Raw genomic sequence first — 14,122 nt, 5'->3', positions numbered from 1 at the left:
CCACCCGCTTTGCAAGGTTCCCCCATGAACTCTTCCACACATCGCAGCGCGCCGCCCAACGGCGCGCGCTGGCTGACCCAGGCGCTGGAGGCCGAGGGCGTCCGCACGCTGTTCGGCTATCCCGGCGGCACCATCATGCCGTTCTACGACGCGCTGGTGGATTCGTCGCTGAAGCACATCCTGGTACGCCATGAGCAGGGCGCTGCGCTGGCCGCCAATGGCTTCGCCCGCGCCAGCGGCCAGGTCGGCGTCTGCGTGGCCACCTCCGGGCCAGGCGCCTCGAACCTGGTTACCGGCATCGCCGATGCAATGCTGGATTCGGTGCCGATGGTCTGCATCACCGGCCAGGTCGCCACGCCGCTGCTGGGTACCGACGCCTTCCAGGAGCTGGATGTGTTCGGCCTGACAATGCCGATCGTCAAGCACAGCTGGCTGGTGCGCAGTGTTGACGACCTGCCGCGCGTGGTCACCGATGCGTTCCGTATCGCCCGCGAGGGCCGGCCTGGCCCGGTGCTGATCGACCTGCCCAAGGACGTGCAGCTGGCCGATGCCAGCCATCTGCCGGCGCACGTGCCGAGCAGCGTCGAGCCGCCGCCGGCCCCGGCCGAGGCTGCCATCGCCGAGGCCATCGCCGCGCTGGCAGCGGCCGAGAAGCCGGTGGTCTACGCCGGCGGCGGCATCGCGCTCGGCGATGCGGTGCAGGACCTGCGTGACTTCGTCGAAGCCAGCGCCATCCCCACCGTGATGACGCTGCGCGGGCTGGGCGCCCTGCCGGCCAGCCATCCGCAGTCGCTGGGCATGCTGGGCATGCACGGCACCCGCGCGGCCAACATGGCGGTGCAGGAAAGCGATCTGCTGCTGGTGCTGGGGGCACGTTTCGATGACCGTGCCACCGGCAAGCTGGCCGAGTTCGCGCCGTTCGCCCGCGTCGTCCACATCGATGCCGACGCCTACGAGATCTCCAAGCTGCGCAGTGCCGACGTCGCTGTACCCGGCAATGTCCGCCATGCCATCCGCGCCCTGCGTGCGGCCTTCCCCTCCCCCAAGGCTCACCAGGACGCATGGCGCAGGCGCTGTGCGCAGCATCGTGATCGATTCGCCGCGCGCTATGACGCACCGGGCCAGCACATCTACGCCCCGGCCCTGCTGAAGCGCCTGAGCGAGCTGGCACCGGCCGATGCGGTGATCGCCTGCGATGTCGGCCAGCACCAGATGTGGGTGGCGCAGCATTGCCGCTTCAACCACCCGCGCAACCACCTCACCAGTGGCGCGCTGGGCACCATGGGCTTCGGCCTGCCGGCAGCGATGGGTGCGCAGTTCGCCTGCCCCGAGCGCACGGTGGTACTGGTGTCCGGCGACGGCAGCTTCATGATGAACGTGCAGGAGCTGGCGACCATCGCGCGTTGCCGGCTGCCGGTGAAGATCGTGCTGCTGGACAACAGTTCGCTGGGCATGGTGCGGCAGTGGCAGGAGCTGTTCTTCGCCGAGCGCTACAGCGAGATCGACCTGTCCGACAACCCGGACTTCGTGGCGCTGGCGCAGGTGTTCGGCATCGCCGCGACCCGCATCGATGCACGTGATGACGTCGAAGGCGGGCTGGCCGCGCTGCTGGCCGAGCCGGGCCCGGCCCTGCTGCACGTGGCCATCGATGCACGCGCCAACGTGTGGCCGCTGGTGCCGCCGAACACCGCCAACAGCACCATGCTGGAAAGCAATCCCGCCCACGCCCGCCAGGAGACCCCCAATGCAATACCGGCTTGACCTGGTGCTGCACCCGGCCGAAGGCGCGCTGCTGCGCGTGATCGGCATGGCCGAACGCCGTGGCTTCGCGCCGCGTGCGATCAGCGGCGCGCCGGTGGCGGCCGACGATGGCCGCTGGCACCTGCAACTGGTGGTGGATGGCCAGCGCCCGGCGGAAACGCTGTGCCGGCAGATCGAGAAGATCTACGACTGCGTGTCCGTGCAGATCACCGCCGTGGAAGGAGCATCCGTATGAACACCCGTACCGTAGCGACCACGGTGCCGGTACGGAGGCGTCTTCTTCGCCGCCCGTGCCCGCAGGCGGCGGTCGACCGCACCCCGCTGGTGGCCCATGCCGGCCGCTGATGCCAGCCAGGAAAGCGATGTCGGCGACGTAAGCGTCGCCGACGTACTGGCCGCGCAGGCCCGCCTGCGCCGCTTCCTGCCACCCACGCCGCTGCACCATGCAGAGCGCTTCGGTACCTGGCTGAAGCTGGAGAACCTGCAGCGCACCGGTTCCTACAAGGTACGCGGCGCATTGAACGCGCTGCTGGCCGGCCGCGAGCGCGGCGACACCCGGCCGGTGATCTGCGCCTCGGCCGGCAACCACGCCCAGGGCGTGGCGTGGGCCGCCTACCGCCTGGACGTGCCCGCCATCACCGTGATGCCGCACGGCGCTCCGGCAACCAAGATCGCCGGCGTCGCCCACTGGGGCGCCACCGTGCGCCAGCATGGCAACAGCTACGACGAGGCCTATGCCTTTGCGGTCGAACTGGCGCAGCGCCACGGCTACCGCTTCCTGTCCGCGTTCGACGATGCCGACGTGATCGCCGGCCAGGGCACGGTCGGCATCGAACTGGCCGCACACGCACCGGATGTGGTGATCGTGCCGATCGGCGGTGGCGGCCTGGCCTCCGGCGTTGCGCTGGCACTGAAATCGCAGGGCGTGCGCGTGGTGGGCGCACAGGTTGAAGGCGTCGATTCGATGGCGCGCGCGATCCGTGGCGACGTGCGCGAGATCGCCCCCGTGGCCTCGCTGGCCGATGGCGTTCGGGTGAAGATTCCCGGCTTCCTGACCCGCCGGCTGTGCACCTCGCTGCTGGACGACGTGGTGATCGTGCGCGAAGCCGAACTGCGCGAAACCCTGGTCCGGCTGGCGCTGGAAGAACACATCATCGCCGAGGGCGCCGGTGCGCTGGCACTGGCCGCCGGCCGCCGCGTCGCCGGCCGCCGCAAGTGCGCGGTGGTCTCCGGCGGCAACATCGATGCCGGTGTCCTGGCCGGCCTGCTCACCGACATCCGTCCGCGCCCGCCGCGCAAGCCACGGCGACGGCGCAGTGAAATCAACCGCACACCACCGCGCTCCCCCAGCAAGGCCAGCGCCCCCGCATCTCCTGCCTCTTCCCCTTCCCACCTGCAAGCCGTCGCACCCGCTGTCGAGGAGATTTCCCTGTGACCACCATTGAACGAATTACCACCCCGCGCATCCGCATCTTCGACACCACCCTGCGTGACGGCGAGCAGTCCCCCGGCTGCAGCATGAGCCCGCCGCAGAAGCTGGTGATGGCGCGTGCGCTGGACGAACTGGGCGTGGACATCATCGAGACCGGCTTCCCGGCCAGCTCGCAGTCCGACCGTGAGGCGATGTCCCTGATCGGCCGCGAACTGCGCCGCCCGAGCCTGAGCCTGGCGGTGCTGTCGCGCTGCCTGCAGGCCGACATCGAAACCTCGGCACGCGCACTGGAAGCGGCTGCCAACCCGCGCCTGCACGTGTTCCTGTCGACCAGCCCGCTGCACCGCGAGCACAAGCTGCGCATGACCCGCGAGCAGGTATTGGAGTCGGTACGCAAGCACGTATCACTGGCACGCTCGTACATCGACGATGTCGAATTCTCGGCCGAGGATGCCACCCGCACCGAGCTGGATTACCTGATCGAAGTCTCGCGCGTGGCCATCGCCGCCGGCGCCACCACCATCAACCTGCCCGACACCGTCGGCTTCACCACGCCGGAAGAGATCCGCGCGATGTTCCAGCAGGTCATCGCCGGCGTCGCCGACGTTCCCAATGCCGCCAACGTGATCTTCAGCGCGCACTGCCACAACGACCTGGGCCTGGCCGTGGCCAACTCGCTGGCCGCCATCGAGGGTGGCGCGCGCCAGGTCGAATGCACCATCAATGGCATCGGCGAGCGCGCCGGCAACTGCTCGCTGGAAGAGATCGCGATGGTGCTGAAGGTGCGCCAGGCCTTCTACGAGCAGGACAGCGCGATCAACACCCCGCGCATCGTCGGCACTTCGCAGCTGTTGCAGCGGCTGGTCGGCATGCCGGTTCAGCGCAACAAGGCCATCGTCGGTGCCAATGCCTTCGCACACGAATCGGGCATCCACCAGCACGGCATGCTGCGCCACCGTGGCACCTACGAAATCATGCGCCCGGAAGATGTGGGCTGGGAAGACTCGCAGATGGTGCTGGGCCGCCACAGTGGCCGCGCCGCCGTCGAGGCGCGCCTGCGTGCGCTGGGCTTCTGGCTGGACGAAGACGAACTGAAGCTGGTGTTCGAGCAGTTCAAAGGCCTGTGCGAACAGCAGCGCGTGGTTACCGATGCCGACCTGCAGACGCTGATGCAGGGCGGCTCCAATGCACAGGGCTACCGCCTGGCCTCGATGACCATCAGCGATGTCGGCAGCCGCGCCAACGCGCTGGTCGAACTGTCCGATCCGGACGGCAACCGCGTGGCCGAGACCGCGCAGGGCGACGGCCCGGTCGATGCCTTGTTCGGCGCACTGTCGGCCGCCACCGGCGTGCAGCTGATGCTGGACAGCTACCACGTGCACAGCGTCGGCATCGGCGCCGATGCGCGCGGCGAGGCCAACCTGAGCGTGCGCCACGAGGGCGTGGAGTACGACGGCACCGGCACCAGCAAGGACATCATCGAAGCCTCCGCGCTGGCCTGGCTGGATGTTGCCAACCGCCTGCTGCGCCAGCGCCAGGCCGCCGCCCACAGCAGCACCGACATTCCCACCCCCGCCACCGCCTGAGGAACCCGCCATGAGCGCCTTCGACACCCCCACCCCGGCCAGCGCCGCTGGCCAGCAGTGGAACGCCCAGGACTATGCGATCGACGCCGGCTTCGTGCCGTTGCTCGGCGGCGCAGTATCGCGCCTGCTCGACCCGCGCGCCGGTGAACGCATCCTCGACCTGGGCTGTGGCGATGGCGTGCTCAGCACCGAACTGGCCCTGAGCGGCGCACGCATCCACGGCGTGGACGCGTCGCCGGAACTGGTGATCGCGGCCCGTGCGCGCGGTGTCGATGCGCAGGTGATGGATGGCCACGCGCTGACCTTCAACGCTGAGTTCGATGCGGTGTTCAGCAACGCGGCACTGCATTGGATGGGCACCCCGGACCGCGTTCTGGAAGGCGTGCGCCGCGCGCTGCGCCCCGGTGGCCGCTTCGTCGCCGAGTTCGGTGGCCATGGCAACGTCGCCACGATCATCGCGGCGGTGCAGGCGGCGCGCGTGGCCCATGGCCACGGTGACAGCGCCTTCCAGTGGTACTTCCCCAGTGCCGACGCCTACGCCGACCGCCTGCGCCAGCATGGCTTCCAGGTGCAGCTGATCGAGTGCACGCCGCGCCCGACTGCGCTGCCAACCGGTATCGCCGGCTGGTTGCGGGTATTCGCTGCACCGCTGCTGGACGATCTGCCCGCCGAGGCCCGCGCCACCGTGCGCGAGGCCGCCACCGCACTGCTGGCCGATCTGCCGCGCAACGCCGCCGGCCAGCCGTTGGCCGACTACGTGCGGCTGCGGGTACTCGCCCGTCGCCGCTGACATGATCCGTTCGTTATCTTTCCCGATGTCCGCACCTTCGTACTTCTGCCAGGCACACGCATGACTTCCGCACCCCGCACCCTGTACGACAAACTGTGGGACGCCCACGTGGTGGTTCCCGAATCCGACAGCGCGCCCGCCGTGCTGTACATCGACCTGCACCTGATCCACGAGGTGACATCACCGCAGGCGTTCACCGAGCTGCGCGAGCGCGGCCTGTCTCCCCGCCGTCCGGACCGCACCAAGGCGACGATGGACCATTCCACGCCGACTCTGCCGGCCGCCGCCGACGGCACGCTGCCCTATGCCAGCGCCGCCTCCGAGGCGCAGGTCGCCACGCTGGCACGCAACTGCGCCGAGCACGGCATCGAGCTGTTCGACATGGCCTCGGACAATCGCGGCATCGTTCACGTGATCGCCCCGGAACAGGGCTTCACCCAGCCCGGCATGACCATCGTCTGCGGTGACAGCCACACCTCCACCCACGGTGCGTTCGGCTCGCTAGCGTTCGGCATCGGCACCAGCGAAGTCGGTCATGTGCTGGCCACGCAGTGCCTGCTGCAGCGCAAGGCCAAGACCTTTGCGATCACCGTGGATGGCCCGCTGGCACCCGGCGTCGGCGCCAAGGACGTGGTCCTGCACATCATCGGCGTGATCGGCGTCAACGGCGGTACCGGCCACGTGATCGAGTTCCGCGGCAGCACCATCGAGGCAATGGACATGGAACAGCGCATGACCCTGTGCAACATGTCGATCGAGGCCGGCGCCCGTGCCGGCATGGTGGCGCCGGACCAGGTCACCTTCGACTTCGTCGCGGGCACCCCGCGCGGCCCCAAGGGCGCCGATTTCGACGCCGCCGTGGCGCGCTGGCAGCAGCTGCGCAGCGATGACGGCGCACGCTTCGACAGCGAAGTGCACATCGACGCCGCCGAGATCCGACCGACCCTGACCTGGGGTACTCACCCGGGCACCGCCATCGCGGTGGATGCGCCGATTCCGGCCGCCAACGATGCGGCCGCCCAGAAGGGCCTGGACTACATGCACTTCCAAGCGGGCAAGGCGCTGGCGGGTACTCCGGTGGACGTGGTGTTCGTTGGTTCGTGCACCAATGGTCGCCTGAGTGACATGCGCGAAGTGGCGCAGGTGCTGCGCGGACGCCGCGTTGCCGACGGCGTGCGCATGCTGGTGGTGCCAGGCTCTGAGATCGTCAAGCGCGAGGCCGAGGCCGAAGGCATCCATGAGATCGTGCGCGCGGCCGGTGCCGAGTGGCGCGAGCCGGGCTGCTCGATGTGCATCGCCATGAACGGTGACCTGGTCGCCCCCGGCCAGCTGGCGGTGAGCACCAGCAACCGCAACTTCGAGGGCCGCCAGGGCCCCGGTTCGCGCACCCTGCTGGCCTCGCCGATGAGCGCGGCATGGGCCGCGGTGAAGGGCCAGGTGGCCGATACCCGCGAATTGTTCGCACAGGAGGTGGCGTGATGGCCGGTTTCCGCACCCTGAGCTCGGCCAGCGTGTTGCTGCGCCAGACCAACATCGACACCGACCAGATCATTCCGGCGCGGTTCCTGTCCACCACCGAACGTGCCGGGCTGGGCCGCAATGCGTTCAATGACTGGCGCTGGCAGGCCGATGGTTCACCGGTGGCCGACTTCGCCTTCAACCAGCCACACAACGCCGGCCGCAGCATCCTGCTGGCGGGCCGCAACTTCGGCTGCGGTTCCTCGCGCGAGCACGCACCCTGGGCGCTGACCGACCTCGGCCTGCGCGCCATCGTCAGCAGCGAGATCGCCGACATCTTCCGTGGCAACTCGCTGAAGAACGGCCTGCTGCCGATCGTGCTGGACGAGGCCGACGTGCAGGCGCTGATGCAGCGTCCGGACGATGAACTGACCATCGACGTGGCCACGCGCGAACTGCGCACTCCGGACGGCCGCGTCTATTCCTTCCCGCTGGATGGCTTCTCGCAGACCTGCCTGCTGGAAGGTGTCGACCAGTTGGGGTATCTGTTGGGCCGTGTCCCTGAAATCGAACGTTACGAGAGTGAGCATGCACGCTGAAATTGTTGTCCTGCCCGGTGATGGCATCGGCCCGGAAGTGGCCGCCGCGGCAGTTGCCGTCCTGAAGGCGGTCGCCGAACGCTTCAACCACACCTTTGCTTTCAGCGAACACGACATCGGTGGCATCGCCATCGATCGTCACGGCGAGCCGCTGCCGGCCGCCACCCTGGCCGCCTGCCAGGCTGCCAACGCGGTGCTGCTGGGCGCCGTCGGCGGCCCGAAGTGGTCCGACCCGAATGCCAAGGTGCGCCCGGAACAGGGCCTGCTGGCGATCCGCAAGGCGCTGGGCCTGTATGCCAACCTGCGCCCGGTACGCACCCACGAGGCCGCGCTGCACGCCTCTCCGATCAAGGCCGAGCTGCTGCAGGGCGTGGACTTCGTGGTGGTGCGCGAACTGACCGGCGGCATCTACTTCGGCGACAAGACCCGCGACGCCGACAGCGCCAGCGACCTGTGCCGCTACACCGTGGCCGAGATCGAGCGCGTGCTGCGCAGTGCCTTCCGCCTGGCCCAGCAGCGCCGCGGCAAGGTCACCTCGGTGGACAAGGCCAACGTGCTGGAAACCTCGCGCCTGTGGCGTGACGTGTCCGCACGCATCGGCCGGGAAGAATTCCCGGACGTGGCGCTCGAGCACCAGCTGGTTGATTCGATGGCCATGCACCTGTTGGCCAAGCCGCGCGAGTACGACGTGATCGTCACCGAGAACATGTTCGGCGACATCCTCACCGATGAAGCCTCGATGCTGGCCGGCTCGCTGGGCCTGCTGCCTTCGGCGTCGCTGGGCGAACCGGGTGCGGTCGGCATCTACGAACCGATCCACGGCTCGGCGCCGGACATCGCCGGCAAGGGCATTGCCAACCCGTACGCGACGATCTTCAGCGCGGCGATGCTGCTGCGCCATTCGCTGGGCCTCGAAGCCGAGGCCGCAGCGGTGGAAGCCGCCGTGCACGCCGTGCTGGACGAGGGTGTGTTCACTGCTGACCTGGCGGCGAAGGGCCAGGCGGTGAGCACCGCAGCGGCCACCGACGCGGTGCTCGCCAAACTCAACTGATCCGGCCTTTCCTTCGGACTTTGCGCGCAGCCACCCATGGGGTGGCTCTACTGTAGATCCATGCCATGCGTGGATGGTTCGAACCCCGCGAGTAGATCCACGCCATGCGTGGATGCAACCATCCGTGCCAGCCAAGGTTGGCACCCACCACAACGGTAGATCCACGCCATGCGTGGATGCAACCATCCATGCCAACCAAGGTTGGCACCCACCACAGGGGTAGCGCCACGCCATGCGTGGCTTCCTTACTTGGTGGTGTACCCACCATTGACCAGGATGGTCTGCCCGGTCATCCACCAGCCATCGGTGACCAGGAAGCGAATCCACGGCACGATGTCGGCGATGTCGGTCAGACCGGTGCGGGTGAACGCCGAAAGCGCCGCTGCGGTCTTGTGGGACGCCTGCGCATCGGCACTCTCGGCCGGGTAGAAGAACGGCGTATCCATCGGACCCGGGCCGATCGCGGTCACCGAGATACCGCGTTCGCCGAACTCCTTCGACGCCGCGCGAGTGAAGTGTTCCACCGGCGCCTTGGTCCCGGCATAGCTGGAATAGAACGGCGTGAACGCACCCAGCAGCGACGTGACCAAAGTGCAGATGCGGCCGCCATCATTGACGTGGCGACCGGCCTCCTTCAGGAAGAAGAAAGCAGCCTTGGCATTGACCGCGCTCATCTCGTCGTACTCCGCTTCGCTGATCTCCAGCAGCGGCTTTTTCAGCACCTTGCCGACCGTGTTGATCGCAATGTCGGGACGGCCCACCGCCGCCACCGCATCGGCGAACAAGCGCTCCATCGCTGCGGCCGAGGTCAGGTCTCCCTGCAGCGCGACGGCCTTGCTGCCAGCGGCCTGCACGGCGGCAACGGTGGCTTCTGCATCGGCCTGGGTAGCGGCGCTGTTGTAATGGATGACGATGGCCCTGGCCCCTTGCGCGGCAAAGTCGCGGGCCAGCAGGCCGCCCAGGTTCTTGGCGCCACCGGCAATCAGCACGGTCTTGCCCTTGAGGGAATGGTCGGTCATGGCGTTGGTCTCGGGAGGGGGCTGCCCGGGGTGGCAACCCTGCCCTGACGACGATATCGTGCAGAAAACGCGGATAAAGCCCGCCACATTGACTTAACTTTCCAGAGCCAGCGAACAATGGACCGGATCGATCGCTTCCGCATCTTCACCCGGGTCGTGGAGTGCGCCAGCTTCACGCGCGCCGCCGACCAGCTCGGCCTGCCCCGATCCACGGTATCGGCGGCCATTGCAGAGCTGGAACAGCGGCTTGGCACCCGTCTGCTGCAGCGCTCGACCCGCAGGGTCTCCACCACCCACGATGGTGACGTGTTCCATGCCCGTTGCCTGCGCCTGATTGCCGAGGTCGAGGACGCCGAGTCATTGTTCCGCCAGGACGACGCGCAGCCGGTGGGACTGCTGAAGATCGACGTGCCCAGCCGCATCGGCCGCCGCATCCTTGCCCCGGCCCTGCCCGACTTCTTCGCACGCTACCCGCAGGTGGAGCTGGACCTGGGCATGACCGACCGTGCGGTGAACCTGATCGAAGATGGCTGCGATGCCGTACTCCGCGTCGGCCAGCTGAGCGACTCCAGCCTGGTGGCCCGCACCCTGGGCCAGCTCGATTTCGTCAACGTTGCCGCACCGGCCTATCTGCGCGAGCACGGCGCACCGCAGCATCCTGCCGACCTGCAGCAGCACCGCGCGGTGAATTACGCTTCGCCGACCACGGCGCGGGTGGAAGCGTGGGAGTGGCAGGACGGCAGCCAGCTGCGCATGCTACCGATGCCAGGCTGGGTGCGGGTGAACAGCGCCGAGGCGTCGATTGCCTGCTGCGTGGCTGGGCTCGGGCTGCTGCAGATTCCGCGCTACGACGTGCAGGCCGAACTGCAATCAGGCGCGTTGGTGGAAGTGCTGCCGCAGCACGTCGCGCAGCCACTGCCGGTGACCCTGCTGCAGCCGCACCGGCAGCACCGCGCACAGCGCACGCAGGTGTTCATCGAGTGGTTGTTGCCGGTACTGCGAGCAGGCCTGCAATTGCGGTAGATCCACGCCATGCGTGGATGCATGCATCAGTGCCAACCAAGGTTGGCACCTACCCGGGCAAACACCCGCTGCAGTAGATCCACGCCATGCGTGGATGCATGCATCAGTGCCAACCAAGGTTGGCACCTACCCGGGCAAATACCCGCTGCGGTAGATCCACGCCATGCGTGGATGCATGCATCAGTGCCAACCAAAGTTGGCACCTGCCAGAGGCCGAGGCCGGGAAAACCCGGGGCATCACGCCCCGGATTCGTCCGCCTTTACCCGGAACCAGGCCGCGTACAGCGCCGGCAGGAACACCAGGGTCAGCACCGTACCCACGATCAGACCACCCATGATCGAGATCGCCATCGAGCCATAGAACGCGCTGCGCGACAGCGGAATCATCGCCAGCACGGCAGCCAGCGCGGTCAACACGATCGGACGGAAGCGGCGCACCGTGGCATCGATGATCGAATGCCAGCGGTCATGCCCGGCGTCGATGTCCTGCTGGATCTGGTCGATCAGGATCACCGAGTTGCGCATGATCATGCCGGCCAGCGCGATCGTTCCCAGCAATGCCACGAAGCCGAACGGCGCACGGAACAGCAGCAGGAACAGGGTCGCACCGATGATGCCCAGCGGCGCGGTCACCAGCACCATCGCTGCGCGCGAGAAGCTGCGCAGCTGCAGCATCAGCAGCGTCGCCACCACCACCAGGAACAGCGGCATGCCGGCCTTGATCGAGTTCTGGCCGCGGGCCGAATCCTCCACCGTGCCGCCGGTTTCCAGCAGGTAGCCGCTGGGCAGTTCGGCACGGATGCCGTCCAGCGTCGGCAGGATCTGGTGCACCACGTCCAGCGGCTGCATGCCATCGCTGATGTCGGCGCGCACGGTCACCGTCGGCAGTCGGTTGCGATGCCAGATGATGCCGTCCTCGAAGCCGTACTCCATCGTCGCCACCTGCGACAGGGTGATGCTGCCGCCGTTGGCGGTGGGCATCGACAGGCTCGACAGCAGTTCCAGCTGGTTGCGCTCATCGGCCGGGCCGCGCAGCAGCATCTCGATCTGGCGGTTGCCTTCGCGGTACACGCTCACCGATTGCCCGGCCAGCGAACTGGACAGGAACTGGCTGACCTGGGCACTGCTCACGCCCAGCGCGCGGGCACGCTCCTGGTCGATCACCAGCCGCACCACCTTGCTCGGCTCACTCCAGTCCAGGTTGACGTTCATCACATGCGGGTTCTCACGCACCTTGGCCTCGACCTGGCGCGCGATCGCCTGCACCCTCTCGATGTGCTCGCCGGAAATGCGCATCTGTACCGGGTAGCCGACCGGCGGGCCGTTCTCCAGCCGGGTCACGCGCATCTGCACATCCGGGAACTTCGGGATCACCTCGTGCAGCAGCCAGTCGCGGGTGCTTTCGCGCGACTTGATGTCCTTGGCCAGCACCACGAACTGGGCGAAGTTGGTCGCCGGCAGCTGCTGGTCCAGCGGCAGGTAGAAGCGCGGCGAACCGGTACCGACATAGGACACGTAGTTGGCGATGCCGTCGCGGCTGGACAGCAGCTTTTCCAGCTTCTCGGCCTGGGCCTGGGTCGAGCGCAGCGACGCGCCCTCGGCCAGCTCGATGTCCACCATCAGCTCCGGCCGGGTCGAATCGGGGAAGAACTGCTGCGGCACGAAGCGGAACATCATCAGCGAGAACACGAACAGGGCGATGGTCGCCGCGATCACCCACCAGCGACGGCGCAGGCAGGCGTCGAGGAAGCGACGGAAGCTGCGGTAGAACGGGCGCTGGTACGGGTCATGATCGTGCCCGTGCTGCGGCGGTGCGATCAGGTTGGCCAGCGCCGGATAGCGATCGGCCCACTGCTGGCGCCTGGCATGCCAGCGCGCGGACAGGCTGCCCGGCTTCGGCGGCTGCGGATTGAACAGGTCCGGCAGCATCTTGTCGCCCAGGTACGGGATGAACAGCACGGCTGCGATCCACGACACCACCAGCGCGATGGTCACCACCTGGAACAGCGAGCGGGTGTACTCACCGGTGCTCGATGCCGCCGTGGCGATCGGCAGGAAGCCGGCCGCGGTGATCAGGGTACCGGTCAGCATCGGGAACGCGGTTGACTCCCAGGCAAAGCTGGCCGCGCGCAGGCGGTCGTAGCCCTGTTCCATCTTGGTGGCCATCATCTCCACCGCGATGATCGCATCATCCACCAGCAGGCCCAGCGCCAGCACCAGCGCGCCCAGCGAGATCTTGTGCAGGCCGATGTCGAAGTAGTGCATGACGAAGAAGGTCATCGCCAGCACCAGCGGAATGGTCACGCCCACCACCAGGCCGGTGCGCAGGCCCAGCGAGAAGAAGCTGACCAGCAGCACGATCACCACCGCCTCGGTCAGCACCTGCACGAACTCGCCCACCGACTCTTCCACCGACTGCGGCTGGTCGGACACCTTGCGCAGCTGCATGCCGGCCGGCAGGGTCTTCTGCAGGCGCTCGAACTCGGCATCGAGGTTGGCGCCGAGCTTGAGGATGTCACCGCCGTCCTTCATTGCCACCGCCAGGCCGATCGCTTCTTCGCCCATGAAGCGCATCTTCGGCGACGCCGGGTCGGCAAAGCCGCGCTTCACCTCGGCGATGTCACCCAGGTGCACGGTACGGTCGCCGGCCCGGATCGGGAACTGGCGGATCGCCTCGATATCGTTGAACTGGCCGGTCACGCGCAGCTGCACGCGATCGGTGGCGGTCTCGAAGAAGCTGGTACCGGTGATCGCGTTCTGGTCGGCCAGCGCCTGCTGCACCTGCTGCATCGACACGCCCAGCGTGGCGAGGCGGGTGTTGGACAGTTCGATCCACACCTTCTCGTCCTGCAGGCCGACCAGGTCGATCTTGCCGACGTCCGGCACGCGCTGCAGTTCCAGCTGGATGCGGTCGGCGTAGTCGCGCATCACGGCGTAGTCGAAGCCCTTGCCGGTCAGCGCGTAGATGTTGCCGTAGGTGTCGCCGAACTCGTCGTTGAAGAACGGGCCGACGATCTCGCGCGGCAGCGTCGCGCGGATGTCGCCCACGCGCTTGCGCGCCTGGTACCACAGGTCCGGAATCTGCCTGGAACGCAGGCTGTCGCGGGCCATGAAGATCACCTGCGATTCGCCCGGGCGCGAGTACGAGCGGATGAACTCGTACTCGCCGGTATTCATCAGCGCCTTCTCGATCGGCTCGGTCACCTGCCGCGAGACCTGCTCGGCGGTGGCGCCCGGCCACAGCGTGCGCACCACCATCGCCTTGAAGGTGAACGGCGGATCCTCGGACTGGCCCAGATGCTTGTACGACCACGCGCCGATCAGCGCGAAGGCGAGCATCGCAAACAGCACCAGTGGACGGTTGGCCAGCGCCCACTCGGAAAGATTGAAGCGGCGCACCGGC

At 67.8% G+C, this 14,122-nt stretch carries 11 protein-coding genes; 9 read left to right on the top strand and 2 right to left on the bottom strand.

Annotated elements, in window-relative coordinates; translation table 11 throughout:
• Positions 1 to 24 precede the first annotated feature (24 nt).
• The 8 genes from ilvG to leuB all read left to right on the top strand — a co-directional run bounded on the left by ilvG (position 25) and on the right by leuB (position 8,677).
• The gene (gene ilvG / locus SSKA14_RS05895; RefSeq protein WP_008265308.1) at positions 25 to 1,761 is read left to right on the top strand and encodes an acetolactate synthase 2 catalytic subunit; all 1,737 of its coding nucleotides are present in this window, start codon (positions 25 to 27) and stop codon (positions 1,759 to 1,761) included.
• Positions 1,745 to 1,996: an ACT domain-containing protein gene (locus SSKA14_RS05890; RefSeq protein ID WP_040007127.1), complete on the top strand. Its 252-nt coding sequence runs from the start codon at positions 1,745 to 1,747 to the stop codon at positions 1,994 to 1,996. Before ilvG ends, SSKA14_RS05890 begins: the two co-directional genes overlap by 17 nt.
• A gap of 96 nt (positions 1,997 to 2,092) precedes the next feature.
• Positions 2,093 to 3,196 (top strand): threonine dehydratase, encoded by a 1,104-nt coding sequence (locus SSKA14_RS05885; protein ID WP_008267685.1) that lies wholly within the window; start codon positions 2,093 to 2,095, stop codon positions 3,194 to 3,196.
• Positions 3,193 to 4,779 carry a 2-isopropylmalate synthase gene (locus tag SSKA14_RS05880; RefSeq protein ID WP_008268260.1) on the top strand — a complete coding sequence of 529 codons (1,587 nt, stop codon included), beginning with the start codon at positions 3,193 to 3,195 and terminating at the stop codon, positions 4,777 to 4,779. Before SSKA14_RS05885 ends, SSKA14_RS05880 begins: the two co-directional genes overlap by 4 nt.
• Positions 4,780 to 4,789: 10 nt before the next feature.
• A complete protein-coding gene (locus SSKA14_RS05875) occupies positions 4,790 to 5,569 on the top strand; it encodes a class I SAM-dependent methyltransferase (protein WP_008266082.1) in 780 nt (259 codons plus the stop codon).
• Between the two features lie 60 nt (positions 5,570 to 5,629).
• A complete protein-coding gene (gene leuC / locus SSKA14_RS05870; protein ID WP_008268278.1) occupies positions 5,630 to 7,048 on the top strand; it encodes a 3-isopropylmalate dehydratase large subunit in 1,419 nt (472 codons plus the stop codon).
• Positions 7,048 to 7,626 (top strand): 3-isopropylmalate dehydratase small subunit, encoded by a 579-nt coding sequence (leuD, locus tag SSKA14_RS05865; RefSeq protein WP_008265904.1) that lies wholly within the window; start codon positions 7,048 to 7,050, stop codon positions 7,624 to 7,626. The genes leuC and leuD overlap by 1 nt, the downstream gene beginning before the upstream one ends.
• Positions 7,616 to 8,677 (top strand): 3-isopropylmalate dehydrogenase, encoded by a 1,062-nt coding sequence (gene leuB, locus SSKA14_RS05860; RefSeq protein WP_008265533.1) that lies wholly within the window; start codon positions 7,616 to 7,618, stop codon positions 8,675 to 8,677. The genes leuD and leuB overlap by 11 nt, the downstream gene beginning before the upstream one ends.
• 245 nt (positions 8,678 to 8,922) lie before the next feature.
• Here the strand turns inward: leuB and SSKA14_RS05855 are convergent, their stop codons facing one another.
• Positions 8,923 to 9,696 (bottom strand): SDR family oxidoreductase, encoded by a 774-nt coding sequence (locus SSKA14_RS05855; RefSeq protein ID WP_008265828.1) that lies wholly within the window; start codon positions 9,694 to 9,696, stop codon positions 8,923 to 8,925.
• Between the two features lie 117 nt (positions 9,697 to 9,813).
• Here SSKA14_RS05855 and SSKA14_RS05850 point away from each other — a divergent pair, with 117 nt between their 5' ends.
• Positions 9,814 to 10,719 carry a LysR family transcriptional regulator gene (locus SSKA14_RS05850; protein ID WP_008268571.1) on the top strand — a complete coding sequence of 302 codons (906 nt, stop codon included), beginning with the start codon at positions 9,814 to 9,816 and terminating at the stop codon, positions 10,717 to 10,719.
• A gap of 237 nt (positions 10,720 to 10,956) precedes the next feature.
• Here SSKA14_RS05850 and SSKA14_RS05845 read toward each other — a convergent pair whose 3' ends face one another.
• The gene (locus tag SSKA14_RS05845) at positions 10,957 to 14,118 is read right to left on the bottom strand and encodes an efflux RND transporter permease subunit (RefSeq protein ID WP_008266241.1); all 3,162 of its coding nucleotides are present in this window, start codon (positions 14,116 to 14,118) and stop codon (positions 10,957 to 10,959) included.
• Positions 14,119 to 14,122 lie beyond the last annotated feature (4 nt).

The sequence above is a fragment of the Stenotrophomonas sp. SKA14 genome (genome assembly GCF_000158575.1).
In the GTDB taxonomy this organism is placed as follows: domain Bacteria; phylum Pseudomonadota; class Gammaproteobacteria; order Xanthomonadales; family Xanthomonadaceae; genus Stenotrophomonas; species Stenotrophomonas forensis.
Note: the sequence above shows the minus strand (reverse complement) of the source record. Positions and strands in the feature narration are given on the sequence as shown.

What these genes read in the sequence shown, in the direction of transcription:
- ilvG (WP_008265308.1), top strand. Translation starts at nt 25, where the DNA reads ATGAACTCTTCCACACATCGCAGCGCGCCGCCCAACGGCGCGCGCTGG.
- SSKA14_RS05890 (WP_040007127.1), top strand. Translation starts at nt 1,745, where the DNA reads ATGCAATACCGGCTTGACCTGGTGCTGCACCCGGCCGAAGGCGCGCTG.
- SSKA14_RS05885 (WP_008267685.1), top strand. Translation starts at nt 2,093, where the DNA reads ATGCCGGCCGCTGATGCCAGCCAGGAAAGCGATGTCGGCGACGTAAGC.
- SSKA14_RS05875 (WP_008266082.1), top strand. Translation starts at nt 4,790, where the DNA reads ATGAGCGCCTTCGACACCCCCACCCCGGCCAGCGCCGCTGGCCAGCAG.
- leuC (WP_008268278.1), top strand. Translation starts at nt 5,630, where the DNA reads ATGACTTCCGCACCCCGCACCCTGTACGACAAACTGTGGGACGCCCAC.
- leuD (WP_008265904.1), top strand. Translation starts at nt 7,048, where the DNA reads ATGGCCGGTTTCCGCACCCTGAGCTCGGCCAGCGTGTTGCTGCGCCAG.
- leuB (WP_008265533.1), top strand. Translation starts at nt 7,616, where the DNA reads ATGCACGCTGAAATTGTTGTCCTGCCCGGTGATGGCATCGGCCCGGAA.
- SSKA14_RS05855 (WP_008265828.1), bottom strand. Translation starts at nt 9,696, where the DNA reads ATGACCGACCATTCCCTCAAGGGCAAGACCGTGCTGATTGCCGGTGGC.
- SSKA14_RS05850 (WP_008268571.1), top strand. Translation starts at nt 9,814, where the DNA reads ATGGACCGGATCGATCGCTTCCGCATCTTCACCCGGGTCGTGGAGTGC.